General features: G+C 65.8%; 26 protein-coding genes. 11 read left to right on the top strand and 15 right to left on the bottom strand.

The features are described from left to right. Positions 1-2 precede the first annotated feature (2 nt). Positions 3-794, top strand: coding sequence for an exodeoxyribonuclease III (locus QE494_RS15910; RefSeq protein WP_300044822.1), 792 nt, complete (start codon positions 3-5; stop codon positions 792-794). 10 nt (positions 795-804) lie between these two features. Here the strand turns inward: QE494_RS15910 and QE494_RS15905 are convergent, their stop codons facing one another. Together QE494_RS15905 and QE494_RS15900 are read right to left on the bottom strand one after the other, a co-directional pair. Further along, a complete protein-coding gene (locus tag QE494_RS15905) occupies positions 805-1260 on the bottom strand; it encodes a hypothetical protein (protein WP_300044819.1) in 456 nt (151 codons plus the stop codon). 103 nt (positions 1261-1363) lie between these two features. Beyond that, positions 1364-3424 carry an ATP-dependent helicase gene (locus QE494_RS15900; RefSeq protein ID WP_300044816.1) on the bottom strand — a complete coding sequence of 687 codons (2061 nt, stop codon included), beginning with the start codon at positions 3422-3424 and terminating at the stop codon, positions 1364-1366. 213 nt (positions 3425-3637) lie between these two features. Between QE494_RS15900 and QE494_RS15895 the strand changes: the two genes are divergently transcribed. The 3 genes from QE494_RS15895 to rocF all read left to right on the top strand — a co-directional run bounded on the left by QE494_RS15895 (position 3638) and on the right by rocF (position 6126). Next, positions 3638-4645: an AEC family transporter gene (locus QE494_RS15895; RefSeq protein WP_300044856.1), complete on the top strand. Its 1008-nt coding sequence runs from the start codon at positions 3638-3640 to the stop codon at positions 4643-4645. A 128-nt stretch (positions 4646-4773) separates the two neighbouring features. Next, on the top strand, positions 4774-5049 hold the full coding sequence (gene infA, locus QE494_RS15890) for a translation initiation factor IF-1 (RefSeq protein WP_300044813.1): 276 nt from the start codon (positions 4774-4776) through the stop codon (positions 5047-5049). Positions 5050-5139: 90 nt separating this feature from the next. Beyond that, a complete protein-coding gene (gene rocF / locus QE494_RS15885) occupies positions 5140-6126 on the top strand; it encodes an arginase (protein ID WP_300044812.1) in 987 nt (328 codons plus the stop codon). A gap of 22 nt (positions 6127-6148) precedes the next feature. Here the strand turns inward: rocF and QE494_RS15880 are convergent, their stop codons facing one another. After that, the gene (locus QE494_RS15880; RefSeq protein ID WP_300044810.1) at positions 6149-6595 is read right to left on the bottom strand and encodes a hypothetical protein; all 447 of its coding nucleotides are present in this window, start codon (positions 6593-6595) and stop codon (positions 6149-6151) included. Between the two features lie 241 nt (positions 6596-6836). On the opposite strand from QE494_RS15880, the gene QE494_RS15875 reads away from it, so the two are divergent. Then, on the top strand, positions 6837-7100 hold the full coding sequence (locus QE494_RS15875) for a DUF378 domain-containing protein (protein WP_300044808.1): 264 nt from the start codon (positions 6837-6839) through the stop codon (positions 7098-7100). Between the two features lie 32 nt (positions 7101-7132). On the opposite strand, the gene QE494_RS15870 is transcribed toward QE494_RS15875, so the two are convergent. Continuing rightward, positions 7133-7825 (bottom strand): YggS family pyridoxal phosphate-dependent enzyme, encoded by a 693-nt coding sequence (locus QE494_RS15870; protein ID WP_300044806.1) that lies wholly within the window; start codon positions 7823-7825, stop codon positions 7133-7135. 35 nt (positions 7826-7860) lie between these two features. On the opposite strand from QE494_RS15870, the gene QE494_RS15865 reads away from it, so the two are divergent. Both QE494_RS15865 and QE494_RS15860 read left to right on the top strand, forming a co-directional pair. Further along, a complete protein-coding gene (locus tag QE494_RS15865) occupies positions 7861-8904 on the top strand; it encodes a type IV pilus twitching motility protein PilT (protein ID WP_300044804.1) in 1044 nt (347 codons plus the stop codon). A 219-nt stretch (positions 8905-9123) separates the two neighbouring features. Then, on the top strand, positions 9124-10026 hold the full coding sequence (locus QE494_RS15860; protein ID WP_300044802.1) for an NAD(P)-dependent oxidoreductase: 903 nt from the start codon (positions 9124-9126) through the stop codon (positions 10024-10026). 74 nt (positions 10027-10100) lie between these two features. Here QE494_RS15860 and QE494_RS15855 read toward each other — a convergent pair whose 3' ends face one another. The 3 genes from QE494_RS15855 to QE494_RS15845 are packed head-to-tail and all read right to left on the bottom strand — an operon-like array spanning position 10101 to position 11761. Next, entirely contained in the window at positions 10101-10763 is a 663-nt protein-coding gene (locus tag QE494_RS15855; protein ID WP_300044799.1) for a BON domain-containing protein, read from the bottom strand. Continuing rightward, positions 10760-11359 carry a phosphoheptose isomerase gene (locus tag QE494_RS15850; RefSeq protein WP_300044796.1) on the bottom strand — a complete coding sequence of 200 codons (600 nt, stop codon included), beginning with the start codon at positions 11357-11359 and terminating at the stop codon, positions 10760-10762. Before QE494_RS15850 ends, QE494_RS15855 begins: the two co-directional genes overlap by 4 nt. A 27-nt stretch (positions 11360-11386) precedes the next feature. Beyond that, positions 11387-11761, bottom strand: a complete 375-nt coding sequence (locus tag QE494_RS15845) for a YraN family protein (protein ID WP_300044793.1) — start codon at positions 11759-11761, stop codon at positions 11387-11389. Here QE494_RS15845 and rsmI point away from each other — a divergent pair. Next, positions 11760-12698, top strand: a complete 939-nt coding sequence (rsmI, locus tag QE494_RS15840; RefSeq protein ID WP_300044790.1) for a 16S rRNA (cytidine(1402)-2'-O)-methyltransferase — start codon at positions 11760-11762, stop codon at positions 12696-12698. The genes QE494_RS15845 and rsmI overlap by 2 nt on opposite strands. A gap of 64 nt (positions 12699-12762) precedes the next feature. Here the strand turns inward: rsmI and priA are convergent, their stop codons facing one another. The 3 genes from priA to QE494_RS15825 all read right to left on the bottom strand — a co-directional run bounded on the left by priA (position 12763) and on the right by QE494_RS15825 (position 18588). Continuing rightward, positions 12763-14832 carry a primosomal protein N' gene (gene priA, locus QE494_RS15835; RefSeq protein ID WP_300044787.1) on the bottom strand — a complete coding sequence of 690 codons (2070 nt, stop codon included), beginning with the start codon at positions 14830-14832 and terminating at the stop codon, positions 12763-12765. A 376-nt stretch (positions 14833-15208) separates the two neighbouring features. Then, on the bottom strand, positions 15209-16309 hold the full coding sequence (gene hemE, locus QE494_RS15830) for a uroporphyrinogen decarboxylase (protein ID WP_300044784.1): 1101 nt from the start codon (positions 16307-16309) through the stop codon (positions 15209-15211). A gap of 143 nt (positions 16310-16452) precedes the next feature. Continuing rightward, on the bottom strand, positions 16453-18588 hold the full coding sequence (locus QE494_RS15825) for a protein-disulfide reductase DsbD (protein WP_300044853.1): 2136 nt from the start codon (positions 18586-18588) through the stop codon (positions 16453-16455). Between the two features lie 142 nt (positions 18589-18730). Here QE494_RS15825 and QE494_RS15820 point away from each other — a divergent pair, with 142 nt between their 5' ends. From QE494_RS15820 to QE494_RS15810, 3 genes are all read left to right on the top strand, one after another. Then, entirely contained in the window at positions 18731-19567 is an 837-nt protein-coding gene (locus QE494_RS15820) for a creatininase family protein (protein ID WP_300044781.1), read from the top strand. Between the two features lie 140 nt (positions 19568-19707). Next, entirely contained in the window at positions 19708-20223 is a 516-nt protein-coding gene (locus tag QE494_RS15815) for a CBS domain-containing protein (RefSeq protein WP_300044778.1), read from the top strand. 123 nt (positions 20224-20346) lie between these two features. Further along, the gene (locus QE494_RS15810; protein WP_300044775.1) at positions 20347-21384 is read left to right on the top strand and encodes an RNA methyltransferase; all 1038 of its coding nucleotides are present in this window, start codon (positions 20347-20349) and stop codon (positions 21382-21384) included. A gap of 41 nt (positions 21385-21425) precedes the next feature. Here the strand turns inward: QE494_RS15810 and QE494_RS15805 are convergent, their stop codons facing one another. The 5 genes from QE494_RS15805 to QE494_RS15785 form a co-directional block, all read right to left on the bottom strand. Continuing rightward, complete coding sequence (locus tag QE494_RS15805) at positions 21426-21638, bottom strand: KGG domain-containing protein (protein WP_300044773.1); 213 nt, start codon at positions 21636-21638, stop codon at positions 21426-21428. Between the two features lie 141 nt (positions 21639-21779). Further along, positions 21780-22181 carry a co-chaperone YbbN gene (locus tag QE494_RS15800; protein WP_300044770.1) on the bottom strand — a complete coding sequence of 134 codons (402 nt, stop codon included), beginning with the start codon at positions 22179-22181 and terminating at the stop codon, positions 21780-21782. Positions 22182-22315: 134 nt separating this feature from the next. Further along, positions 22316-22987 carry a histidine phosphatase family protein gene (locus QE494_RS15795; protein ID WP_300044768.1) on the bottom strand — a complete coding sequence of 224 codons (672 nt, stop codon included), beginning with the start codon at positions 22985-22987 and terminating at the stop codon, positions 22316-22318. Positions 22988-23157: 170 nt separating this feature from the next. Next, positions 23158-23775 (bottom strand): LysE family translocator, encoded by a 618-nt coding sequence (locus tag QE494_RS15790; RefSeq protein WP_300044766.1) that lies wholly within the window; start codon positions 23773-23775, stop codon positions 23158-23160. A 170-nt stretch (positions 23776-23945) separates the two neighbouring features. Beyond that, positions 23946-25700: ATP-binding cassette domain-containing protein (locus tag QE494_RS15785; protein WP_300044764.1), on the bottom strand; the 1755-nt coding region annotated here is incomplete at its 5' end.

The following is a 25700-nucleotide window of genomic DNA, read 5'->3' as shown; positions in this document are numbered from 1 at the left end:
CCTTGTTCAAACTCACCAGCCTCAATCTCAACGGCATTCGTTCGGCCGCCACCAAGGGCGTTGAAGCCTGGCTGGAAAGGTCGGCGCCTGATTGTATTTGCGTGCAGGAGGTCAAGGCCCAGGCGGCCGATGTGGCCGGCCGCTTCGAGGTGCTGGCTGGTTTGAAGGGCCACTTTCACTTCGCCGAAAAAAAAGGTTATTCGGGCGTGGCGGTCTACACCCGACACGAGCCCAGCGATGTCGTTGTGGGCTGGGACGGTGGCGAGTTCGACGCTGAGGGCCGCTACGTGGAGCTGCGCTTTGACACCCCGAAGCGCAAGCTCTCCATCATCAGCAGTTACTTCCCCTCAGGCTCCTCGGGCGAGGAGCGGCAGGCGGCCAAGTTTCGCTTCCTCGCCGGCTTCGAGCCGCACTTGGCGGCCTTGAAGCAAAAGCGCGAATTCGTTCTGTGCGGCGACATCAACATCGCGCACCAGGAAAAGGATTTGAAAAACTGGAAGGGCAATCTCAAGAACAGTGGCTTCCTGCCCGAGGAACGGGCCTGGATGACGGCCCTGCTTGCAGACACCGGCCTGGTGGACGTCTACCGCCAGCTGCAGCCCGACACCACCGACGCCTGCTACACGTGGTGGAGCAACCGTGGCCAGGCCTATGCGAAGAATGTGGGCTGGCGCCTGGACTACCACCTGGCCACGCCGGCAATCGCGCAGCTCGCGCGTACAGAACACATCTACAAGAACGAGAAATTCTCGGACCACGCGCCGATCACGATCGACTACGACTTGTCTCTTTGATGCGGGGCGGTCATGCGCGCTGGTCTGGCGCCAGGGCCGCCGGCGCTGGTGCCACCCGGTGGAGCTGGCGGTGCTCCCGCCAGAAATCGATGCCGGCGCGCAGGCAGCCAGAGGTGACACTGCAAAGGACGGCGCCCACGGCCAAGGCGGTCTGGTCCGATCCGCCGGCCTGGACCGTCACGGCGTACGCGGCCCAGCCCGTGAGGCCGCCCCCCAGCAGCGCTGCCGTGAAGACCGCGGTGCCTTTGAGTGAGCGGCAGGCCCGTTCACGCAGCGGGACGGGCTGTGCGGCTCTACCCACCGGGTTCCAGTCTTGGGCCGCTGGCGGCGCAGCGACGGCCGCGCGCGGGTAAGTTGTGCTCGATTCCGCCACACCTTCAAAACTGAAGGAGCCCCCAGCGGACTGGCTGGTGGGCGTGCGGGTGAAGCGTTCGAATGTATAGATGGGTCGCTGTGTGGATTGCATGGTGCGGTTCAGGAGGGAGGGTTCCACGCGCTCTGCGCAAAACCATCGCGCCCGAACCTAACCGGCCCCGCGCAGGTCAGGTACACCGAGACCTGACACGACCTCAGGGGGGCTGGGTGTCCGCCTGGGCCTTGCGCGCCGCGAACTCCGCCCGCAGCGCCCGGAGCTTTTCGCGCGGGTCTTCCTTGACCGTGGTCTTGTCCAGGGCCATCTCGGCGATGAAGCGGCTCGGAACACCGGCGACCGTCTCGCGGCCCCTCTTGCGGCGCTTGACCCAGCTCACTGCGAGCGAGCGCTGGGCGCGGGTGATGCCCACGTACATGAGTCGGCGTTCTTCTTGCAGTCGTTGCAGGATGCCTTCGTTGGCCTCGCCCTTGGTGCCGTTGTCATCGTCGAGCTTGAATGGCAGCAGGCCCTCGTTGCATCCAGCCAGCACCACATGGGGCCATTCCAGGCCCTTGGAGGCGTGCAGTGTCGAGAGGGTGACCACGTTTTGGTCTTTCTCGCGCTCGCTGAGCGTGGACAGCAGCGAGATGGTCTGCGCCACTTCCAGCAGGTTCTTTTTCTCGCCCATGATGGTCACGCCGGCGGCGTCGTCGATCTCGCCGCCGCAGCGGCCGGCCATCCAGTCGCAAAATTCCAGCACATGAGTCCAGCGTGAGGCGGCGAGTTTTTCGCTGTCCTCTCCGTCGTAGAGGTGTTTCTCGTAGCCGATATCTTTGAGCCAATCGGCCAAAAAGGTCCGCGCGTCTTCGGCGCCCAAGGTGTGCCGGGCTCGGTATTCGAGGTCGTTCACATAGCGGCCGAACTCGTGCAGGCTGCCCAATGCTCGGCCGCTGAGCACCGAGCCCAGGGAGTTGGAAAACAAGGCCTCAAACAGGGAGAGCTTAAAGCGGCTGGCGTACTCGCCCAGGGTGCCCAGGGTCTGGTGGCCGATGCCCCGCTTGGGGGTGGTGACGGCACGCAGGAAGGCGGGATCATCGTCGTTGTTCACCCACAGCCGCAGCCAGGCGCACAGATCGCGGATTTCGGCGCGGTCGAAAAAGCTCTGGCCGCCCGAGACCTTGTAGGGGATTTGCGCCTTGCGCAGGGCCTGCTCAAACACGCGGGCCTGGTGGTTGGCCCGATAGAGCACCGCGAAATCCTTCCAGTCCTTGCTCGCGCTGTTCGCGCGGATGGACTGGAATCGAGCGACCGTGCGTTCGGCCTCGTGCTCTTCGCTGTCGCAGTCGACGACCCGCACCGGCTCGCCCTCGCCGAGTTCAGAAAACAGCGTCTTGGGAAATAGCTTCGGATTGGGCTGAATGACGTTGTTGGCGGCGCGCAGGATGGCGCTGGTCGAGCGATAGTTCTGCTCGAGCTTCACCACCTTCAGCGCGGGGTAGTCCTGTGGCAGCCGCCGCAGGTTGTCTAGCGTGGCGCCGCGCCAGCCGTAGATGGACTGGTCGTCGTCGCCCACCGCAGTAAATCGCCCGCGTTCCCCCACCAGCAGCTTGAGCAACTCGTACTGCGTGGCGTTGGTGTCCTGGTACTCGTCGACCAGCACATGGCCCAGGGCCTGCTGCCACTTGGCACGCACCTCTTCGTGCTGTTGTAGCAGCTTGAGCGGTAAGCCGATCAGGTCGTCGAAGTCCACGCTCTGGTAGGCCGTGAGGCGCTCTTCGTAGCGGGCCATCACGCGGGCAATGATGCGGGCGTTGTCGTCGGCGGCCTGGGCCTCGGCCTGGGCGGCGGTCAGGCCCATGTTCTTCCACAGGCTGATGGTCCACTGCCACTGGCGCGCGGTGGCAGCGTCGACGCTGCCCCCGGCGTCCTTGAGGATGGAGACGACGTCGTCGCTGTCCAGGATGGAAAACTGGGGCTTGAGGCCCATCGCGGCGCCGTCTTGGCGCAGCAAGCGCACGCCCAGCGCGTGGAAGGTGCAGATCACCACGTTTTTGGCGTCGCGCCCGATCAGGGTCTTTGCGCGCTCGCGCATTTCGCTGGCGGCCTTGTTGGTGAAGGTGATGGCGGCAATGCGCTGACCCGGCACACCCGACTGAATCAGGCGCGCGATCTTGTGGGTGATCACCCGTGTCTTGCCCGAGCCTGCCCCGGCCAGCACCAGGCAAGGTCCGTGCAGGTAGTTCACTGCTTCCTGTTGCGCGAGGTTGAGGCCGGACATGCTGGGGAGGGGACGGGTGGAGAGAGCCTCAGGGGGCAGAGCCGCCGGGCACTGCCTGCGGTCTGAAGGAAGCGGCGAATGATACCGGCGCTGGAGGCCCAGCCCTTGCGCCATGCGCGCGCCAACCCCGCCAGAGGGCGGCAGTTCGCGCTGCAGGCCCTGGCGCTCGCCCGACTCGCGGGCCCGGCCTGTACCAGACGCGACAATAGGCAGGTGCTCGACGTCCTCCAGGTCACTTTCCCTTTTTTCGCGCTCGTTCTGTGCGGCTACTTGGCTGCGCGCACGCGCTTGCTGCCTCTGGAGGCGATCGGTGGTCTGAACGCTTTCGTGCTGTATTTCGCCTTGCCCTGCATGTTGTTCCGGTTTGGAGCGGCCACACCCGTGGCGCGCCTGTTTGATCCGGCGGTGGCGGCGGTCTGGTTGCCCTGTGGGCTGCTCATGGTGGCCGGAGCAGTCCGCGCCAGTCGTGCCGGGGGCTTGAACTGGAACGACGCCGCGTTTGGCGCTCTGGTCACCGCCTTTCCCAACTCCGGCTTCATGGGAGTGCCCCTGCTGGTGGCCCTGCTCGGCGCGGATGCAGCGGGCCCGGTGATCGCCACGATGCTGATTGACATGGTGATCATCACCTCGATCTGCATTGCCCTGTCCCGCCTCGACGCGCCGGATGGCCATTCGGGCGGCGCTCAAGGCCGTGCCTTGGCCGGCGCCTGGGCCGCTGCCCGGCGCGCCCTGCGCGGTATGGCTCTCAATCCAATGCCCTGGTCCATCTTGCTCGGTGGTGCCGCCTCCTGGCTGGAGCTCGTGCCGGTCCGGCCGCTGGCGGGCGCGATCGGCTTGCTGGCCGATGCCGCTTCGCCGGTCGCCCTTTTCACCATTGGCGCGGTGCTGGCCCGCGCGGTGATGCTGGGGTCTGCGCAAGCGCAGGGCGGCGATTTCGCGCCTTCACCCTGGCGGGGCGTGATGGGTCTGTCGCTGGCCAAATTGCTGATCCATCCCCTGCTGGTGCTGGCGGCCGCGGAATGCGCTCGGGCGCTTGGACTGGCGCTGTCTCCGTCCGCACTGACGGCCGTGGTGCTGGCGGCTGCACTGCCCAGTGCGAGCAATGTGTCGCTGCTGGCCGAGCGTTTCGGCGCTGACACCGGGCGGGTGGCCCGAATCATCTTGCTCACCACGGCGGCCGCCTTTCTGACCTTCTCGGCTGCGGTCGCCTGGAGGGCCTAGGCGGAGGGGCGCCGGGGCGGGGCGGAAGTCCGGGCGCCGAAGTATTTACAATTGAAGGTTATTCGGCGCCTGTCCAGCCAGAGATCCGGCTGGAGTGGATCGGGTGCCACCCGCCCCTCAAGGACCCCATGGCAAAGGAAGAACTCATCGAAATGCGCGGCCGCGTGGCCGAAGTGCTGCCGGATTCGCGCTACCGCGTGATTCTTGAGAATGGGCACGAACTCATCGCCTACAGCGGCGGCAAGATGCGAAAGAACCACATCCGCATCATCGCCGGAGACGACGTCACCCTCGAACTCTCGCCCTATGACCTGAACAAGGGGCGCATCATGTTCCGGCACTTGCCCGACCGGCCCCGGCCCGGGACGCCCGGTGGCCCGGGCCCCGGCGGTTATCGCCGCTGACGTCTCCCGCAGGGCGAGAGCGCGTAGGCGCACTGCGCCTTGCTCGCCCGCCCAGCTTTCTTTGCGCTGCTGCCCGTGGACAATGCGTCCATGGGCTTTCCCATTTCCGGTCGCAACGCCGCCGCCCCGGTGGCCTTGTCTGTTTGCCTGATCGGCGCCCCGACCGATGCGGGTGCTGGCGTGCGCGGGACGGGCATGGGGCCCGATGCCTTGCGTGTTGCGGGCTTGGCTGGCGCACTTCGGGCTCAGGGGTGTGCGGTGCTCGATGTCGGCAACTTGCCGGGCCCACCGCCTTCGGATCGCCCGCCGGCCTCGGCCAGACCGATGGCCGGCGCGGGCCCCCATCGCGAAGGCGAGGTGGTGGCCTGGAACCGGGTTGTCTTCGGGGCTGTCACCGCTGCGCTTGATCGCAGGGAATTTCCCCTGCTGATGGGAGGTGACCATTCCCTGGCGCTCGGCTCCATCAGTGCCGTGGCGGCGCATTGCCGACGGCTGGGCCGGCAGCTGCGTGTTCTCTGGCTGGATGCCCATGCCGATGCCAACACCGAAGCGTCCAGCCCCAGCGGGAATCTGCATGGGATGCCTGTTGCCTGCTTGCTGGGACGCGGCTTGGCGTCCCTGGTAGGCTGGGACGGTGTTCCGGCGGCCTTGCAGGCCCGGGATCTGGTGCTGATCGGCCTGCGTAGCCTGGACACCCAGGAAAAGTTGCTGATTCGCCAATGGGGGCTTGAGGTCTACGACATGCGGTATGTCGACGAGCACGGCATGCGCGCCACCATGGCCCAAGCCCTGAAGGGGCTGGACGCAGATACCCACCTTCATCTGAGCTTTGATGTGGACGTGCTCGACCCCCAGGATGCGCCGGGAGTGGGCACCCCGGTGCCCGGTGGCCCCACTTACCGTGAAATGCAGTTGTGCATGGAGATGGTGGCAGACACTGGGCGGCTTGGGTCGCTGGACCTGATGGAGCTCAATCCTGCCCGTGACTTGCGCAATCGAAGCGCCGAGGTCGTGGTGGCGCTGGTGCGTAGCCTGTTCGGCGCCTCGACCTTGCTTCGAGCGCCAGCCCCCGCTTGACACGCCAGTACCCTGAGCGCCCTCAGACCTCCCCAGCTCCGGAGCCTTGGGCGGGCTCGGAATCAGGCGGGCTGCCAAGGGCTGGCCGCTGGGAGCCGCGGCGAGCCCTGAGGTCCCGTTCGACATCGCCCTCGGCGGCCTCGCCCAGAGCCTCCATGCTGTCGTCGGCGGCGGTGTCCTCATCGAGGTCGGTAAAGACCTCGTCATCCCTCCAGGGACCCGCATTGGTATCGGGCCCACCGATCTGAACGACCCGGTCGGGCAGGATGTCGCCCCCCTCCTTGGTGTCCAGACCTGAGGCCTCGCCTCGCTCGCCGGTGCCTGCGGAATCGCTGTCGCCGTGGACTTCGCTGCTACCCACCGCGTCGCTGCCGCTGTCGGAGTTGTCGCTGGGACCGAGCAGGTCACCGCTGCGGCCCGAGGGGATGGCGGGCGCCGTGTCGGCGCCCATGAGGCTGCTGTAGGACATAGACCCTCCTGTTTGCCCGTGTCGGGCACTTCGTCATGATCCAGCCGGCAGTGTGCAAGGTGGCGCAGTCTGGTTTTGACAGACAACGCCTGTCGCGGTCGTAGGACTCGATGGCGCCTGCCCTGAACCGATCCATTGCGTGTGGGTCGACCTCTGTCGCCATGGCGATGTGGAGGTGTGGAGGAGTTGGGCATGCAGCTTGCCGGGAGAGGGCTTCCCTCCAACTCTCAGGAGTCATACCGTGGCCCATACCGACATGCATTCCAGCGCCGCCCTCCACGCCGAGTCGCCATCCCGCCTCAGCGCGCTGGATTGGGTAGCCCTTGTCCTTTTGATTGTTGGCGGCCTCAACTGGGGCTTGCTGGGGGCGATCGGGGTTGACCTGGTCGCTGCCCTGCTGGGCAATGGCTCCCCGTTGGCGCGGGGGATCTATCTGCTCGTGGGTGTGGCTGCCCTCTACGGCCTGGTGATGATGGCGCGGCTGGGCCGCGAGCCGGTGCGCTGAGCGGTGCGCTGACGCCCGCCCCCGGGCGGGCGTCAGGCCTTCGCCGGCCGGCCGCCAAACAAGGCGGTTCCGACCCGCACCATCGTGCTGCCGGCGGCGATGGCAGATTCCATATCGCCGCTCATCCCCATGGACAAGGTGTCCAGCGGCAACCCTTGCCCGCGCAAGGCATCGAACAGGGCGCGCGCGCGTCGATGCACGGCCAGCTGGTCCTCGACGCGCTCGGTGGGCTCGGGGATGGTCATCAACCCTCGCAGCCGCAGGCCGGGCAGGGCCATGACCTCCCTTGCCAGCGTCGCCACCTCCTCCGGGGCCAGCCCCGACTTGGTGGCCCCGCCGTCGATATTGACCTGCAGGCAGCAATTGAGCGGCGCCATCGATGGCGGGCGTTGCTCGGACAGGCGCTGCGCGATCTTGAGACGGTCGATGGTGTGCACCCAGTCGAAGTGCTGGGCTACCAGCCTGGTTTTGTTGCTTTGGATCGGGCCGATGCAGTGCCACTCCAGCCCCAGGTCGGCTAGCAGAGCGATTTTCTCCACCGCCTCCTGGATGTAGTTTTCGCCGAAAGCGCGCTGCCCGCAGGCGGCGGCCTCGCGCACTGCATCGGCGTCAAAGGTCTTGGATACCGCCAGCAGCGCAACATCCCTTGTGTCGCGCTGCGCCGCAGCACAAGATGAGGCCATTCGTGTTCGAATATTCTGGAGATTGCCTGAAATAATGTTCATAATGGGACCGACTTTTCGAGAAAAACGGGACTTTCGTGGATATTACTCAGCTGCTTGCTTTCGCCGTCAAGAATCAGGCGTCCGACCTCCATTTGTCGGCCGGCTTGCCACCCATGATCCGCGTCAACGGCGATATCCGTCGGATCAACGTCGCCCCATTGGACGGCAAGCAGGTCGAGGCCATGGTCTACGACGTGATGAACGACGCCCAGCGCAAGCAGTACGAGGAATTCCTCGAGTGCGACTTCTCGTTCGAGATCAACGGGCTCTCCCGCTTTCGCGTCAATGCCTTTCACCAGCAGCGCGGCGCCGCTGCGGTGATGCGGACCATCCCAAGCCAGATTCTCACCCTGGAGGCCCTAGCCGCTCCCCGCATCTTCGGCGACCTGGCTCTGCGCCCGCGCGGGCTGGTGCTGGTGACCGGACCCACCGGCTCGGGCAAGTCCACCACCCTGGCAGCCATGGTCAATCACCTCAATGACAACACCCTGGGGCACATCGTCACCATCGAGGATCCGATTGAGTTCGTGCACGAATCCCGCAAGTGCTTGGTGAACCAGCGTGAAATCGGTGCCAACACCCTGTCCTTCGCTACCGCGCTGCGCTCTGCACTGCGCGAGGACCCCGATGTCATTCTGGTCGGCGAGTTACGCGACCTTGAAACCATCCGCCTGGCTCTGACCGCAGCCGAGACCGGCCACCTGGTTTTCGGAACCCTGCACACTTCGAGCGCGGCCAAGACCATCGACCGCATCATCGATGTCTTTCCTGGCGACGAGAAAGAGATGGTCCGCGCCATGCTCTCCGAGTCTTTGGTGGCAGTGATCGCGCAGACCCTGTGCCGCCTGCGTGATGGCTCGGGCCGCGTGGCGGCCCACGAGATCATGCTGGGCACGCCCGCCATCCGCAATCTGATCCGCGAGGGCAAGGTTGCGCAGATGTACTCGGCTATTCAAACCGGCCAGGCCTTGGGCATGCAGACCCTGGACCAGTGCCTGACCGACCTGGTGCGGCGGGGAATCATCACCCCGGCCGAGGCCCGCGCCCGCGCCCGCTCCCCCGAAAACTTCCCCGGCTAGGGGTTCGCGCTGCCCGTCACACGAGCTGGTCTTGCCGCGATCAGCTCGTTCAATCTGGACCCTGTCCTCAGGCGGCAGTTGCCGGGGGCGAGCAGGCGGGTTTTCGCGGCTGACTGTCGTCCCCACTGTTCGCGGGCGTCTTCTCCGCGACCCGTTCGCACAGGCCGCGCCCGCCTCCTAGAATTCGTCAATCTGATGATGAACTAGGAGACTTTTTACATGCCCAGCACCAATTCCCGCACCTATGACGGCGTCACTCCCCGTCGGGTCGCCTTCCTCGGCCTCGGTGTCATGGGCCTCCCGATGGCGGGCCATCTGGCCCTGGCCGGGCATCAGGTCACGGTCTACAACCGCAGCCCCGCCAAGTCACTGGCTTGGGGGGCCGAGTTCAAGGGCGCCAGCGCCCCGACCCCGCGCGAAGCAGCCGCCGGGTGCGACATCGTCTTTTGCTGCGTCGGCAATGACGACGACCTGCGCGCAGTGGTGCTGGGTCGTGATGGTGCCTTGGCCGGGATGAAGCCGGGGGCCATCTTCGTCGACCACACCACCGCCTCAGCCGATGTTGCGCGCGAGCTGTGCGCTGCGGCCCAGGCCTTGGGCGTTGCTTTTGTCGACGCGCCCGTCTCCGGCGGCCAGGCGGGTGCCCAGAACGGCCTGCTCACCGTCATGTGCGGGGGGGATGCCACCGCCTTCGAGACCATGCGGCCAGTGGCCATGGCCTACTCGCGCGCTGTGACCCTGCTGGGTGACAGCGGCGCAGGTCAACTGGCCAAGATGGTCAATCAGATTTGCATCGCGGGGCTGGTGCAGGGCTTGTCCGAAGCAATTGCATTCGGCCAGAGGGCGGGCCTCGACATGCATCAGGTGCTGGATGTGATCGGCAAGGGGGCTGCCCAGAGTTGGCAGATGGACAACCGGGGCAAGACCATGGTCGACGACCGCTTTGAATTCGGCTTTGCAGTCGACTGGATGCGCAAAGACCTGGGCCTGGTGATGGAGGAAGCCCGTCGCAATGGCGCCCGGCTACCGGTCACAGCGCTTGTCGACCAGTTTTATGCCGATATCCAGCAGATGGACGGCGGTCGCTGGGATACCTCGAGCCTTATCAGGCGATTGCGCTAAGGGTGCCGCCACAGGGCACTCGCAGCTGCCAGAGCCAGCGAGCCCCGGCTACCCGCATTGCCTGCCCGTAGCCGCTACCGGCTTTGCGCACTGGCGACGGGGGCGACTGCGGGTGCGGCCTGGCGCGGCATCATCCGCTGTAACTCTTCTTCAGTGATGATTTCAAAGGCGCGGACCACGCGCTGTACCCCGGAAATTGAACGCACCAGGTTGGTGGCGCGCTCGGCCTCCCGGGCGGTGACCCGTCCCATGAGGTGGACAGTGCCACGCTCGGTCTGCACCTTAAAAGCGCCAGCGCTCAGGTCGCGCGCGTCAATCAGGGTGGCTCGAACCTTGGTGGTCAGCAGCAGGTCGTTGGAGCGCTGACTGAGGGAGGAGACGATATGAATGCCCAACTCATTGATGACGCCGTTAACGTTGTCGACCTTGCGGACGATCTGTTCGATGGTTTCCCGCGTCACTTGGTCAGGCACCTCGCCCGTGAGCAGGACTTGACGGTTGAAGCTGGTGACCACCACATGGACGCGATCGCCGAGTGCGTCGCGGATACGGCCGCTCGCCCTGAACTCGATGGTCTCGTCTTCGAGTTGGGCGCCCGAGGTCCGACGGTCCGTGGCGACGATGGCGGTCATGGCGGCACCACCGAGCAACAGTGGTGCGCAGCCGCTGAGGGCGGTGGCAAGACTGGCCGCCGTCGCCGCGGCCAGGAAGAAGCGTTGCAGTTTTTTCATTGTCATGTGTTGGTTTCCTGGTCACCGAGGAGCGTGGCGTCCACGCCGTCACAGATGCAGTGAATGGCCAGGAGGTGTACCTCCTGGATACGAGCGGTGCGCTCATGTGGAACGCAGATGTGTACGTCGGTTTCGCGCAAGGCTTGGCCCATGCGGCCGCCGCCGCGACCTGTGAGCGCCACGACGGTCATCTCACGGCTGTGGGCCGCCTCAATCGCGGCCAGCACATTGGCCGAGTTTCCGCTGGTGGTGATGGCCAGCAACACATCACCAGGCTGCCCCAAGGCCCTCACCTGCTTAGCGAAGATCTGTGTGAAGTCGTAGTCGTTGGCCACCGCGGTCAGGATAGAGCTGTCCGTGGTGAGTGCGATGGCACCCAGCTCGGGCCGCTCGCGCTCGAAGCGCCCAACAACTTCAGCGGCGAAGTGCTGGGCGTCGGCGGCCGAACCGCCATTGCCGCAGGCCAGTACCTTGCCACCGCTGGTGACACAGGCCAGCACGGCCTGGATGGCCGCAGCGATCGGCTTATTCAGCGTTTGCGCGGACTGGTACTTCAGGTCGGCGCTATCGACGAAGTGCTGCTGGATGCGTTGTTCAAGCATGGAAATCAATGATACCCGCGCCAAGGCTCAGCCCGCGTCGAATGCGCCGCGCAACCATTGAAGTTGCCCGGAATCGATCGCGACCACGTCGAACCTGCAGGGGGGCGGTGCGGGCAGGCGCAGCAGGTAGCTGCGTGCGGCCCGCACCAGCCGCGCCTGCTTGGCGGGGCCGACGCTGGCCGCGGCGCCCCCGAAGCCGTGGCTGGCCCGCGCGCGGACCTCGACGAAGACAAGCGTACCGCCGGGCTCGCGAAGGATCAGGTCGACCTCCCCGCCGCCGCGACCTGGGGTCCGATAATTGCGCTCGACGAGCCGCAGTCCGGCGGCGCGCAGGTGCGCCAGGGCGCGGTCTTCAGCCGCATCGCCCACCGATTTGGTGGTTTTTCTTGCCGGGAGCTCCATGACCGTCCCCTTTGCCTTGGCCCAGGCGGCCGCCCGAGAGGCGGCCGGCGGGCAGAATTATCCGCAAGGCGCCCTCTACATGGTGGCCACGCCCATTGGCAACCTGGCCGACGTCAGCCTCCGGGCGCTTCACTTGCTGGGGCTGGTCGACATCATCGCTTGCGAGGACACCCGCCAGGCCCTGGGCCTGCTGCGCGGACTGGGCCTGGAGCGGCCGTCTGGCGGACTGGTGGCTGTGCACCAGCACAACGAAGCGGAGGCGGCCCAGCAGGTCCTGCGTCACCTTGCCGCCGGCGCGCGGGTGGCTTACCTCAGCGATGCAGGCACGCCCGCCGTGAGCGACCCGGGCGCGCGCCTAGCCGCCGCGGCTCGCGCCGCCGGTTACCGGGTGTTGCCGATGCCGGGGGCCAGCAGCGTCACCGCGGTGCTGAGCGTCGCTGGCGCAGGCGGCGCAGACCCAGCGTTCGTCTTCGCAGGTTTCCTACCGGCCAAGGCAGGAGAGCGAGCGGCGGCGGTCCAGGCGCTCGGGCAGGAGCCCCGCGCGGTGGTGCTGCTGGAAGCGCCGCACCGAATGGCCGATCTGGCAGAGGCGCTTTCGGCCCTGGGTGAACGTCCCCTGACCGTCGGTCGTGAACTGACCAAGCAGTTCGAGCAGGTGCACACCCTGTCCTGCAATGCCTTGACTGGCTGGCTGGCCGAGGATGTCCAGCGCAGCCGCGGCGAATTCGCTTTGGTGCTCCACCCCTGGGCATTGGCCCGACCGGTTGAGGACGGTCAGACCCTGCTGAGGCTATTGCTGGCCGAGCTACCGCTGAAGACGGCGGTGCGAATCGCCGCCGAGGCCAGCGGCGGCTCTCGCAATGCCCTGTACGAGGCCGCACTGCAGATCAAGCAGTCGGGTGCGCTGGGCCCGTCTGGCGAGGAGGCGCGGGGCTGATCCGCACCTGCTGGCGCGCAGGCACTCGCGACCTGGGCCCTGGGACCTGCCCGCAGGTCAACCCTCAAACCGCCAACGGATCGACATCCACAGCCCACCGGATCAGGCCTGGCTCCCGCAGTCCGTGCAGGACCTCTTGCCAGGACGCGAGGAAGCGCTGCAGCGCTGGGCGTGATGCGCTCTCAACCAGTAATTGCGCTCGCTCGACATTGGCTACCCGCTGTAAGCCCATCGGCACGGGTGCATAGATGAAGACCTGACCAGCAGGGTCCAGCCCTTCGGCGCCGTCACGCGCTGCTTGCAGCCAGGCCTGAGCGGCCGCCTGGGTCCGCGCCTCCGCCCGCACCAATGCCTGAAAGGCGAAGGGGGGCATGCCTGCGGCCTCGCGCTCCTTGAGTTGTGCGGCGGCGAAGGCCGGAAAGTCATGGCGTCGCAGGGCTTCGAAGAGCTCGTGATGCGGATTCCAGGTCTGCACCCACATCTGGCTGCTGGCTGCCTGTGCGGCGTCTCGACCGGCCCGGCCCGCCGCTTGCATCAGCAGCGAGAAGAGCCGCTCCGGGGCGCGGAAATCGCTCGAGTAAAGCGCCGAGTCGGGATTGACTGCGGCCACCAGGGTAATGCGTCGGAAGTCATGGCCCTTGGTCACCATTTGCGTGCCCACGAGCACGTCGACATTGCCCGCATGAACCTGGGCCAACTGCGCCTCCAGCGAGCCTTTGGTTCGGGTGGTGTCCGCGTCGATCCGGGCCACCCTCACCGGTCGGGGCTGGCCATCCCCGCCGGGCGCGTTCACGCTGCCCAGAAGCTCGGCGATCTGCTCTTCGAGCTGCTCGGTGCCCCGGCCCACCGGCGCGATATCCACATTGCCGCAGGCAGGACATGCGCGCGGAACGCGCTCACCCAGGCCGCAGTGGTGGCAGCGAAGGGTGCGGTCGACCTTGTGGAAGACCCGGAAGGCGCTGCAGTGGGGGCAGTCGCTTTTCCAGTCGCAGGCGGTACAGGCGAGGACCGGGGCATAGCCCCGCCGGTTCAGAAAAATCAGGGATTGCTCGCCGAGGGCGACCCGCTTGGCAATGGCGTCCAGCAGCGCGGGGGCGAGCAGGGTGCGCTTCGCTTGCAGGTTCATGTCCACCAGGCGCACCTCGGGCAATACGCCGGCGCCCACCCGCTCTGGCATTGCCAGACGCTGGTAACGCCCAGTCTCGCTGGCTTGCCAGCTTTCCAGTGAAGGCGTGGCCGATCCCAGGACCACCGGCGCGGCCTGCAGCCGGCCGCGGAGCACGGCCAGATCTCGCGCCGAGTAGCGGGCCCCTTCCTGCTGCTTGTAGCTAGGGTCGTGCTCCTCGTCGACGACGATCAGGCGCAGATTCGGCATGGACGCGAACACGGCCATGCGAGTGCCCAGAACGATCCGCGCCAGTGCGGCATGGGCGGCCAGCCAACTCGCCAGCCGTTGCGGCGGCGTGAGCCCGCTGTGCATGGCCACCACGTGACCCGCGCCGAAGCGCTCGACGAATCGGGAGAGCAGTTGGGGGGTGAGGTTGATCTCCGGCACCAGGATCAGGATCTGCGCTTGCGGGTCGGCAGCCAGCGCTCTGGCAGTGGCCTGCAGGTAGACCTCGGTCTTGCCGCTGCCGGTCGCGCCAAAAAGCAGATAGGGCTTGCCGGAGTTGGCGTGGGCGCCAGCGATCTCCGCCAGAACGGCTTGCTGCTGGGGCGTCAGCGCGGGTCCTGGCGCCGCAGCGCCTTGCGCCCCACCCCCATCGGGCTTGTGGCGCTTGAGTCGTCTGGCCAGCTGCACCGGGTCAAGGTCGCGCAGCTGCGGCGGCAGCGCCGCCAGGGCCACCTCGCCGAGGCCCCGCTGGTAATAACCTGCAGCGAAGTCGACCAGCCGGCGCCAGGCCACCGCCAAGGGTGGCAGCGCGTCGAGTGCGGCGATCACCGAGCGCTCTTCGATCCCGGCCGGCATTGGCGCTTCGGTTGGCTCCCAGACGACACCCAAGACTTCGCGCTTGCCCAAGGGCACGCGCACCAGCGTACCTGGCGCGAGCGCGGACTCACTCCGATAGCTCAGCGCTGCGCGCAGCCCACTGTGGGCAGGTGTGGCGACGACGACGGACAAGCTGTAGGGCATCGCTCAGACCAAAGTTAGGCGGAGATCCTCAGGTGGTTCGAAGAATTCACGCACAAGTCCTTGAATCTAAAGAGGTTTGACGGACATTCAGAATTACTGTGGACAACTTTGTTGATAGCTTGCTTCGGGAAGGCTGTAAGCCTTGATAAATCAAGCGTTTGGCTGAGATGCTGAGAAAATCGGCATCGTTCGAAGTTCATATGAATCAAGGACTTAGGCAACACCCTGTCAGCCTGACGGAGCCAGGGCCCGAACGCAGTGGTTTGCGCGCCGCAGCACGACTTTTGTGCATAAGTCAAGTTGCGCGGCCACAGAAAATCCGTGAACCGAGGCAGTAGCACCCCACCTGAAGGTGCTACCTTGGAACCCGCAGGGCTCAGGCCCCTGGCGCGCGGCGCATCTTGCGCGAATGGCCATGGACGGCTTCGACCAGTGCCTGAACGTGCTCCGGCGGCGTGTGCTGGCTGATGCCATGGCCCAAATTGAAGATATGGGTCGGGCCCAGGCCTGGACCTTGGTGAGGGGTGCCAAAGCTGTCCAGAAGCTTGATCGCTTCGGCCTGTACCTGCGCTGGCGGCGCGAAGAGCACGTTCGGATCGAGGTTGCCTTGGAGGGCCTTGCTGCCACCGACGCGCGCGCGGGCCTGGCCGAGGTTGACTGTCCAGTCGACACCCAGCACCTCGCAGTCCAGATCGGCCATTTCCTCCAGCCACAGGCCACCGCCTTTGGTAAAGACGATGCTCGGGATGGTCACCCCTTCGTGCGTGCGTACCAGTTGTGAAAGCACGCGCCGCGTGTAGGCCAAGCTGAATTCCTGGAAACAGCCGTCGGCGAGGACCCCGCCCCAGCTGTCGAAAATCATCACCGCCTGCGCGCCAGCTCGAATTTGTTCGTTGAGATAGGCGGCCACGGCGTCGGCATTGACCTGCAGGATGCGGTGCATCAGGTCGGGTCGGCTGTACATCAAGGCCTTGACCAGGCGGTAGTCGTCCGAGCCGCCGCCCTCGACCATGTAGCAGGCCAGTGTCCAGGGGCTACCTGAAAAACCGATGAGGGGCACGCGCCCCTGCAGCGCCTTGCGGATGGAGGTCACCGCGTCGAAGACATAGCGCAGTTTGTCCATGTCTGGAACCTCCAGCGCTTTGACTGCGGCCTCGTCGCGCACCACTTTCTCGAACTTGGGGCCTTCGCCCAAGGCGAAGCTGAGGCCCAGTCCCATCGCGTCGGGCACGGTGAGGATGTCCGAAAAGAGGATGGCCGCATCCAGCGGGTACCGATCGAGAGGCTGTAGCGTCACCTCGGTGGCGTAGTCGGTATTGGTGGCCAGGCCCATGAAGCTGCCCGCCCTTGCCCGCGTGTCGCGGTACTCGGGTAGGTAGCGCCCGGCCTGGCGCATCAGCCAGATTGGCGTGTGGTCAGTGGCCTGGCGCAGGCAGGCGCGCAGGAAGGTGTCATTGCGCAAGGGGGCGAAGCTCATCCCTCCATTGTGGCAGGCCTCGGGGACCATCCGCCCGGGGCCCCGGGAGGGCCCGCCGAGGCCTCCTTGTACGTGGGCGCAGGACCCTTCCGGACAGGGCGGGACTGCCTTGCGCGTCAGGCGGGCCAACTGCCTGCCCTGGCTCAGGGCCGAGACAGCGCCTGCCGGATCTCGGCGGGCGACAGCACTTCCGGCAGCAGCACCGGGTCCTTTCCGGGCATCTGCAATTGGTAGACTGGTACGCCGCTGCGGCCGAGCGCGCCCAGGGCAGCCGTGATGGTCGGATCGCGCCGCGTCCAATCGGCGCGTAGCAGCACCACCTGCCGCGCGGCAAAGTCGGCCAGGACCGAGGGGTCGCTCAGGGTGGTGGCCTTGTTGTATTGGCAGGTCACGCACCAAGCGGCGGTGAAATCGACAAAGACGGGACGCCCCGCGGCCAGGGCCTGCTGCACCCGCTCGGGCGACCAGGGCTGCCAGGTCGCTCCGGACCTGCTCGACGCCTGTGCCCCCGTGGCCGGCGGCGCCTCCTCGCGCAGCACCAGCGGGCCGATCCAAAGGGCAGCCGCCGCCAGAACCACAGCAGCCAACAGGCCCAAGACCAAACGCGAGCGGCCATTAAGCCCCAGCGCCCATACCAACCAGGCCATCGCCACCAATAAGGCCAGGAGCGCAGCGGCGCCGTCAATGCCGCTTTGTTGGCCCAGAACCCAGACGAGCCAGACCACGGTGGCAAACATGGGAAAGGCCATGAGCCGGCGGAACTGGTCCATCCAGGGTCCCGGTCGGGGCAGCCATTGGCCGGCCCTTGGCCAGACACTGATCGCGAGATAGGGCGCCGCCATGCCCACGCCCAGTGCAGCGAACACTGCCAGTCCCTGGGCCGGTGGCAGCGTCACCACCGCCCCCAGTGAGGCGCCCATGAAGGGAGCGGTGCATGGCGAGGCGATCGCAACCGCAAGCACCCCAGAAAGCGCGGCGTCTGCCAGCGGATGGCGCAGTTGCAGGCCGCCCCAGCCGGGTGGCAGCATCGTCCCGAACTCGAACAGACCCGCCAGATTCAGGCCGATCAGGGTGAAAAGCGCTGCCAGTGCCGCGACGACTGCCGGCGACTGAAGCTGGAAGCCCCAGCCCAGTTGCTCGCCGCCTGCACGCAAGGCCAGCAAGAGCCCGCCCAGAAAAAGGAAGGCAGCCACCACGCCACCGGTGTAGGCCAGCCCACTCAAAGCACGTGCACGGGGGTCGCTGCCGTGCCGGGCGAATCCGACCACCTTGACCGCCAGCACCGGGAAGACGCATGGCATCAGGTTCAGCAGCATGCCGCCCAGGACAGCGCCCAGCATCGCCAGAAGCCAGCCCGTCGTGCTGGTGGCAGGCGGACCCGTCTGTGCGTTGCGTCGCAGGGCCTCGGCCAGAGCGGGCGACACCTCGGCCGCGGGGGCGCTGACCGCCGGCCAGGTTCCCGCTACCGGCAGCTCGGCCCGCCATGCCCTTGCGCCATCCGCGACCACGACGCTCACCTGCCCGGGTGATACATCGCGTTGGGGGGAGAGCGAAAGCTGGGCCGTCCAGACCGCGCCTTGCCACGACTGGGTCATCGCCGACGCGTTGTCGATCACGCCTGCTGTCTCGGGAAACAGTGCCAAGGTCTTGCCGCGTGCTTCAAGCGGCAGGCCGCGCAGCTCTAGGCGAAGCGCCTGCCCCTCGACCCTTGCCCCGCTGGCGAGTCCGGTGGCCGCGGCGCTGGGATTCGTCGGAAGGGCCCGGGGCGCAGCGCCAAAGGCGGCTTGGAAATCGTTGGCGTGCAGTGCGGTGCTGCCCTGCACCGGCAGCTGCAGCTCGAACTCACCCTCCTCAGGGATGCACTCCGTCTTGCATACGAGCCACTGCGCCTTGAGCTGGATCTTCAGCTGCGGCGACAGCGGCGAGGGGCGCATGTCTTGCGTGACGGTGATCGGCACGGGCAGGAGCGTCGTGCCCTCGTAGCCATAGTTCACCAGGTGCCCCACTGGCAGCCTGCGTGGGACGGGCCAGGCGATCTCGCCAGCGCTCAGGCCGGCAGGCAGACGCCATGACAGGGTGGTGGCAAGGCCCGAGTCGCCCGGGTTGCGCCAATAGGTGTGCCACTGGGGCTGATGGGAGATGCGAAGGCCCAGCCACACCGGGCGGCCTGGCCCCACACCCTCGGGCGCATGGGCCAGTAACTCAGCCCGTACCCGCTCGGTGGTGACCACGCTGCGGTCAGCGGCTTGCGCGTCCTGGCCGGTCAAAGCAGTGGCCATGGCGATCACGAGGGCCAGCATGGCAGTGGCGGCGTGGGCAGGTCCGTAGCCGGTCGTGCGGGGCGCGGGGCGCGAGGAGGCAGACATGCCCCGATTGTCGCGGCTGTGAGTGTCCTTCGCCTAAGCCCGTAATATCGGCGGCATGAGCACCTCCTCCCGCTTCTGGGCCGATCTTTCCACTCGCGAGTTTGCGCAGCGCCAGGCCTCGGGCCTGGCCGAGCAGACCGTTGCGGTGCTGCCAGTGGCCGCGATTGAGCAGCACGGCCCCCACTTGCCGGTGAGCGTAGACACCGACCTGGTCAATGGCGTTGTGGCGGCCAGCCTGGTGCACCTCCCATCCTCGGTGCCCGTGTTGTTCCTGCCGACCCAAGCTGTCGGCAAGAGCGACGAGCACGTACGCTTTCCCGGCACTCTCACCCTGTCGGCCGAAACCACCATCCGGCTCTGGACCGAAATCGGTGAGTCGGTGGCGCGTGCGGGGCTGCGCAAGCTGGTCCTGTTCAACTCCCACGGCGGCCAGGTCAGCATCATGGACATCGTCGCCCGGGAGCTGCGGGCCCGCTGCAACCTGATCGTCCTGTCCACCAGCTGGTACACCCTGCCGCTCGGCGAGGCGGTAGACGGGCTGTTCCCGCCCGCCGAGCATCGCTTCGGTATCCACGCCGGAGATATTGAGACCTCCATGATGCTGGCCTTGCATCCGCAGAGGGTGGACATGGCGCAGGCGCGCGACTTTCGCTCCGCGTCACAGGAGCGCGCCGCCGAGTTCCCCATCCTGGGCAATGGCCGCAGCGCCAAGTTGGGGTGGCAGATGCAGGACTACCATCCAGCCGGCGCCGCGGGCAATGCCGCTGCGGCCAGTGCCGACAAGGGCCGCGCCCTGGTCGATGCCGCAGGGCTCCAGTTGGCGGCACTGCTGCAGGAAGTGGCGCGATTGCCCCTTTCCACGCTGCGCGCCGACCCCGACATCGCTGGCTGAAGGGTCGTCTGGCACCTGCGCGCCCCATCGCCACGCCCGTCTCCTACGCCAGCTTGCGAGACCGCCGACGACGCCTGCGTCCGGTCTGCCTAGATTCATTGCCACGCCGGCATTCCGCCGGCTATCTCAGGAGATCAGCAATGAGCACAGTGGCAAATTTCATGACCCGTGGTGTGCGTACCATGCGACCCGACGACAACCTGGTGGCTGCCTCCAAGGCCATGGAGGAGCTCAACATCGGCGCAGTGCCCGTATGCGAGGGTGAGCGTCTGGTCGGCATGGTGACCGACCGCGACATCATCGTGCGCGGCGTGGCGCAGGAGTTGGATCTGCGCAAATGCAAGCTCTCGGATGTCATGAGCGCACATGTTCGCACCGTCCGCGATGACGATGACGTGCAGGAGGTGCTTCGCGAGATGGGAAAGTCTCAGGTGCGACGCTTGCCCGTGGTCGATCGGAATGACCATCTGGTGGGCATCATCTCTTTGGGCGACATCGCCGCCAAGCAGGCGCACGATGAAGCGCAGGCCCAGCAACAGGTGGGTCAATCCCTGAGTGATATCTCGGAGCCGGCAGAGCCTGACCGTTCACACCAGGCACCGATCAGCGGACCGAAGGTGGCCGCAAACACCAAGACACAGGGGCAGCCGGTGTGAGCGTTCTCGAAGGCACGTGATCTCCCTTCATCGCGGTCCTTCGGCAACCCGATGGCCGCGCGGGCTATTGCCGAGGGGCCGGCGGTCATTCCGGTGTGTCCGCCGCGCCCGGATAATGAGCGCATGCGGATCGAGACCTTGCGTGAACGCCTGCGCGCCTTGGGTGCCGGCCCCCGGCACGAGAACCGGGTGCTGCGCCTATGGTCGCAGGCCTTGCCCCAGGATAAGGGTCCACGGCGCTTGCAGGACTTCATGCCGCGCGCGCTGCTTGCCGAGTTGCCTCGGATCGAGGCCGATCTGGCCGCGCTGGCCCGCCTTCAATCAGCGCACCCTGCGCAGGACGGCTCCGAGCGATTGCTGGTCGAATTGGCAGACGGCCAAGCTGTCGAAAGCGTTCTGTTGCCGCGAGAGGGCTTGTGCATCTCGAGTCAGGTCGGCTGTGCGGTCGGCTGCGTGTTTTGCATGACAGGTCGCGAGGGCCTGGTGCGCCACGTCACCAGCGGCGAAATGGTGGCCCAGGTGGTTCTCGCTCGCCAGCGCCGGCCGGTGCGAAAGGTGGTGTTCATGGGGATGGGCGAGCCAGCTCACAACCTCGAGCAGGTCCTTGAAGCCATTGACCTGCTGGGTACCTGGGGCAACATCGGACATAAAAGTCTCGTACTTTCCACTGTCGGCGACCCACGGGTGTTCGAAGCACTGCCGCAGCAGCGGGTCAGGCCTGCGCTAGCCCTTTCCTTGCACACCACGCGCGCAGACCTCCGTGCCGAGTTGCTGCCCCGGGCACCGCGGCTCACGCCCGAAGACATCGTCGACGCTGGCGAGCGTTATGCCCGCGAGAGCGGCTACCCGATCCAATACCAGTGGACCCTGATAGAGGGCATCAACGACAGCCAAGCCGAGCTCGATGGCATCGTCCGCTTGCTCAAAGGCAAGTTCGGTGTCCTCAACATGATCCCATTCAACGAAGTCGACGGCCTCAACTTCCGCCGTCCCTCCTGGGAGCGCGCAGCCGAGATCGCGCGTCACCTCCATCGTCGGGGGGTGCTGACCAAGCTGCGTCAGTCCGCCGGGCAAGATGTTGAGGGCGGCTGCGGTCAGTTACGCGCCCGTGCCACGAGGCCTTCTGGCCGCGTCATCCCGCTCCAAGCCGTTGCAGGGTGATGGGCGAGGAGGCCGGCGCTGCGCGAGAGCCGGCCCCCATCTCAGCGCGCCTTGTTGGCCCGACTGTTCTGGCTACGCGCTTGGCCGCCCTTGCGACCAGCTTCGCGGGCTTCCTCCGAACTGAATTCGTGCGCCGTGCCCTTTTCGTGGGCAGCCCGACCGCCTTGGCTGGCGATTTCGCGCTGGCGTTGGGGGTCCATGGATGCGAAGCCCCGGTTGGAGGTGCCGCCCTTGTCCTGTTGACTCGAAGCCATGATGGGTACTCCTGAATGGATGATGTAGCTGTTGAGGAATGCATGGCCAGCACCGCGCCGGCCACACATCCATTGATAGCCCGCTACCAGGCACTGCTCGTCAGGATGGGCACACGAGCTTCGTAGGACGGTGTCGCGCAGTCAGACGGGCTCGACGCCCGCTTCGCGCAGGCGTGCGAGCAGGGCGTCCGCATCGGCCGATGCGTTGCCTGCCTTCGGGTCGCTTTCCAGGCTCTCCAGCAGGCGGGTGATGGCAGCGGCAGCGGGCAGAACTGGGCCCAGAAAGCGCACCCGGTTTCCTTGCGCGATGAGGAGCGTGGGAAAGGTCTGGATATCCAGTTCGCCCACCGCGTTGGCCTGGTCCTCCACATCCACCCAGCCGAATTTCACCCACGGCATGTGCGCTGCCTGCGCCAACAGCTGAGGCCGCCACTCGCGGCAAGTGCCGCACCAATCAGCACACAGGCAAAGCACCTGCCAGCCGTCCTGAGCGGTGAGCGCTGCGGGGCGCGAGTTTTGCGGGTGACGATCAGAAGCGTTCATCGTGAGACTGGCGTCCAGTTTAGCGGCCGCCCATGTGGCCGAGCTCGGACCTTCGGCCCTTTGGCAATCTTGATGCGTGGCCCCCCGCGCTGCACTCGTTTCTTGCCGGCCGCATTACAACCGTCGCTTTCGCTCTATGTGTATGTCACCCAGTTGCGCAAGTCGGGCGTGTCCAGATGGGGCAGCGCGTTGTAGCTCACCAGCATGTGTCGTTTTGGCGTGAAGGCAAATTCCGTCAACGCGGTATTGCGGATCCGCAGATTGAGCTCGATGGTGGTTTCGGGTGGTGCCTGAAGCACATGGCCGACCGCGGTGGAAATCGGGCCGCCGCTGCTCACAATCAGGACCGACTGGCCATAGTGATTCGCCCGTACATGGTCGAGTGCTCCGGAGATGCCTGCCACGAATTCAGCGTAGCTAGGCATGCCGCGCGGCGTGACCACGCCAGCCATCCATTGCGTCAGGCCGTCTTTCAGCAGCCGGAAACGCTGTCGATAGGTCTCGGGTGTGGTCGGGGCTTGCAGGGGCGCGGGATGCACGGCCTCGATCACAGCGGCGCTGTCGTACTCATTGAGCCCGGGCCATTTCAGCGGCTCGCATTGCGCCCCCATGCCTTGGAGCAGGGAGTCGAGGGTCTGCGCGTGCCGGCGGAGCGTCCCGATCAGGATCGCGTCGAACTTCAGGCCCCTCTCTGCGAAGTACTGCCCCAGGCGCAGGCTCTGGCGTCGCCCGAGGTCGCTCAGTTGGTCATAGTCTTCGGCCCCGAAGGAGGCTTGGCCGTGTCGAACAAGGTACAGGGTTGCCATGGTAGCCATTGTGGCCAACCGGATCCCGGTGGTCCGTCGCCCTCGCGACTAAAGACCTACTGCGCGGCAATTGGTCGACTCCGCTCGTTCGTCGGAGCCTGGCGAAGCGAGACGTAGGGTTCTTGGAGGTGGTGCGGCCTTGAAGGCTCCTGGTCTTTTTCCCCTGGGCTTCAGACTAGAAGCATCCAGGCACCTGTCGCCGCCAGAACCATGGCCAGAAACCGGTTGAACCACCGAAGCCGTTGGCCCTTCTCCAACCAACCGCGCATCAGGGAGCCCGCAGCGGCGTAGGTGAAGTTACTGCTGAAGGCAAAAAACGCCATCAGTGGCGCAACAATCGCCAGCCGCTCGTTCGGATTCGGTGCGGCCAGTCCGCCAGCACTCACCACCCAGCCGGCGGTAACGGTGAGCGCCAACATCCAAGCCTTGATATTCACGAACTGCAGCAAGACCCCTTGCATGAACCCAATTTGCAAGAGCTTGCCTTCTACCTGGCCAGACAGCGAGGTTTGGCGCATCAGTCTCCAGGCAAGCCAGAGCAGGTAGCCGACGCCCAAGACCTTCACGCTCCAGCGCAGTGGCGGAATGTTCAATATGAGGGCGCCCAGCCCGAGGCCGCAGGCAAGGATGAGAAGGGTCCAGCCGACGGGCACAGCCAAGCAAAAACGGATCGCCACCCGCATTCCCCGGTTGGCGGCGAGCGCGGTTGATAGTGTCGTGTTCGGACCTGGCGAAAAGCTCATCGCTGCGGCGAACGTGAGCAGGGCAGTCAATTCACTGTGGTTCACGGCTTTTTGATCTAGACATCAGCTGTCGGCGCTACGCCCGGCGCCAGCGTAGGTTGGTAACTGACGATGTCTGTGTTGATGAATATTGAAGGAAGCCGAATGGAACGCAGATTCATGCTTGATAGGACTCGGCAGGCGGGCCGCCTGCTTCGCGGTGCTCGGCTGCGTTATCAGGTTGCGCCCAGCGCCTCCCAGCGCTCCAGTGCTCCCGTCAACTCCTCTTCAATTTGCAGGCTGCGCGCTGCCAATTGGGCTGCCCGCAGCCCGTCGGTACGGTAGAGGTTTCCATCAGCCAGTTGCGACTGGATCGCTTTTTGTTCTTGCTCCAAGGTCTCGATCAGATTTGGCAGCGCATCCAACTCCCTTTGTTCCTTGTAGCTCAGTTTCTTCGCCTTGCCAGGTGTGGGTGCGGAGGCTGGGGCTGACGGAGCAGCTCCGGTCGCGGGCAGCTGCGCGGTCGGCCTAACGGCGGCGGGCCGTTGCTCGCCAGTTGCCAGCAATTGGGCACGGCGGGACTGCGTGAGCCAGTCCTGGATGCCGCCTTCGTACTCGCGCCACCGCCCGCCCCCTTCAGCCACGAGGGTGCTCGTCACCACGTTGTCCAGGAAGCGGCGATCGTGGCTCACCAGAAATACCGTTCCTTCATAGGACTGAAGTAGGTCCTCCAGAAGCTCAAGCGTGTCGATATCCAAGTCGTTGGTGGGTTCGTCTAGCACCAGCACATTCGCTGGGCGCGCAAAAAGCCGTGCCAGGAGGAGCCGGTTTCGCTCCCCGCCCGATAGGGATCGGACTGGGGAGCCCGCCCGTGCCGGCGAAAACAGAAAGTCTCCGAGGTAGCTCTTGACGTGCTTGCGCTGCTCGCCAATTTCGATCCACTCGCTACCTGGACTGATGAAATCTTCCAGAGTGGCGTCCATGTCTAAGGCGTCTCGCATCTGGTCAAAGTACGCGACCTCTAACTTCGATCCGCGCCTGACAGACCCTGCGTCGGGCTCCAATTCCCCTAGGATCAGCTTCAGCAGGGTGGTCTTGCCAGCGCCATTGGGCCCTACCACCCCTACCTTGTCCCCTCGCAGCAGCGTCGCAGAAAAATCGCGGACCACGGAGCGGACACCCTCTCCCGAGGCGTCTGCGAATGACTTGCTTACCTCGGTCAGCTCTGCCACGATCTTCCCACTGGGCAGGCCCGTCGCGACCTCCAACTTGACCCGCCCAAGGGCTTCGCGGCGGGCTGCCCGGTTCGACCTCAGCCTCTCGAGACGCGTGATCCGTCCTTGTGCTCTGGTTCGCCGGGCTTCCACTCCCTTACGCACCCACACCTCTTCCTGCGCCAGCAACTTGTCGGCCTTGGCGCTGACCACACTCTCGTAGGCCGATTGCTCGTCTTTCAGGACTTGGTAGCGGCTGAAATTACCCGGGTAGCCCTTGAGTTGCCCCCGATCCAGTTCGACGATGCGTGTGGAAATTTTGTCGAGGAAGGCGCGATCATGGGTGATCGTCACGACGCTCCCTTTGAAGTCCAGTAGCAGTTCCTCTAGCCAATCGATGGCGTCCAAATCCAGGTGGTTGGTCGGCTCATCCAAGAAAAGGACATCCGGGCGGGTCACCAGGGCTTGGGCTAAGGCAACGCGCTTGCGCATGCCGCCAGAAAGAGTAGTGATCCTCGCATTCGCAGGGAGATGCAGGCGATGCAAAGTCTCTTCCACACGTCGCTGCCAGTTCCAGCCGTCCTGCGCCTCGATCTCCCTCTGCAGGGTATCCAGGTCGCCCCTACCGTCCGCATAGGACTCTATGAGCGCCAGAACGGCCCCAAGGCCGCTACTGACGGACTCGAATACGGTTGATTCGGCCTCGAGAACAGGCTCTTGCGGAACATACGCCCTCAAAAGACCCTGCTGCACCTGCAGGGTCCCGTCGTCGGGCTT

This window comes from Ramlibacter sp., from assembly GCF_029866045.1.
GTDB lineage: Bacteria > Pseudomonadota > Gammaproteobacteria > Burkholderiales > Burkholderiaceae_C > Ramlibacter.
This window is presented reverse-complemented; position numbering and strand designations above follow the sequence as displayed.

What these genes read in the sequence shown, in the direction of transcription:
- rsmI (WP_300044790.1), top strand. Translation starts at nt 11,760, where the DNA reads ATGACCGTCCCCTTTGCCTTGGCCCAGGCGGCCGCCCGAGAGGCGGCC.
- QE494_RS15810 (WP_300044775.1), top strand. Translation starts at nt 20,347, where the DNA reads ATGCGGATCGAGACCTTGCGTGAACGCCTGCGCGCCTTGGGTGCCGGC.
- QE494_RS15795 (WP_300044768.1), bottom strand. Translation starts at nt 22,987, where the DNA reads ATGGCAACCCTGTACCTTGTTCGACACGGCCAAGCCTCCTTCGGGGCC.
- QE494_RS15815 (WP_300044778.1), top strand. Translation starts at nt 19,708, where the DNA reads ATGAGCACAGTGGCAAATTTCATGACCCGTGGTGTGCGTACCATGCGA.
- QE494_RS15845 (WP_300044793.1), bottom strand. Translation starts at nt 11,761, where the DNA reads ATGGAGCTCCCGGCAAGAAAAACCACCAAATCGGTGGGCGATGCGGCT.
- infA (WP_300044813.1), top strand. Translation starts at nt 4,774, where the DNA reads ATGGCAAAGGAAGAACTCATCGAAATGCGCGGCCGCGTGGCCGAAGTG.
- QE494_RS15860 (WP_300044802.1), top strand. Translation starts at nt 9,124, where the DNA reads ATGCCCAGCACCAATTCCCGCACCTATGACGGCGTCACTCCCCGTCGG.
- hemE (WP_300044784.1), bottom strand. Translation starts at nt 16,309, where the DNA reads ATGAGCTTCGCCCCCTTGCGCAATGACACCTTCCTGCGCGCCTGCCTG.
- QE494_RS15870 (WP_300044806.1), bottom strand. Translation starts at nt 7,825, where the DNA reads ATGAACATTATTTCAGGCAATCTCCAGAATATTCGAACACGAATGGCC.
- QE494_RS15900 (WP_300044816.1), bottom strand. Translation starts at nt 3,424, where the DNA reads ATGTCCGGCCTCAACCTCGCGCAACAGGAAGCAGTGAACTACCTGCAC.
- QE494_RS15805 (WP_300044773.1), bottom strand. Translation starts at nt 21,638, where the DNA reads ATGGCTTCGAGTCAACAGGACAAGGGCGGCACCTCCAACCGGGGCTTC.
- QE494_RS15905 (WP_300044819.1), bottom strand. Translation starts at nt 1,260, where the DNA reads ATGCAATCCACACAGCGACCCATCTATACATTCGAACGCTTCACCCGC.
- QE494_RS15880 (WP_300044810.1), bottom strand. Translation starts at nt 6,595, where the DNA reads ATGTCCTACAGCAGCCTCATGGGCGCCGACACGGCGCCCGCCATCCCC.
- QE494_RS15800 (WP_300044770.1), bottom strand. Translation starts at nt 22,181, where the DNA reads ATGAACGCTTCTGATCGTCACCCGCAAAACTCGCGCCCCGCAGCGCTC.
- priA (WP_300044787.1), bottom strand. Translation starts at nt 14,832, where the DNA reads ATGCCCTACAGCTTGTCCGTCGTCGTCGCCACACCTGCCCACAGTGGG.
- QE494_RS15850 (WP_300044796.1), bottom strand. Translation starts at nt 11,359, where the DNA reads ATGCTTGAACAACGCATCCAGCAGCACTTCGTCGATAGCGCCGACCTG.
- rocF (WP_300044812.1), top strand. Translation starts at nt 5,140, where the DNA reads ATGGGCTTTCCCATTTCCGGTCGCAACGCCGCCGCCCCGGTGGCCTTG.
- QE494_RS15855 (WP_300044799.1), bottom strand. Translation starts at nt 10,763, where the DNA reads ATGACAATGAAAAAACTGCAACGCTTCTTCCTGGCCGCGGCGACGGCG.
- QE494_RS15825 (WP_300044853.1), bottom strand. Translation starts at nt 18,588, where the DNA reads ATGGCCACTGCTTTGACCGGCCAGGACGCGCAAGCCGCTGACCGCAGC.
- QE494_RS15820 (WP_300044781.1), top strand. Translation starts at nt 18,731, where the DNA reads ATGAGCACCTCCTCCCGCTTCTGGGCCGATCTTTCCACTCGCGAGTTT.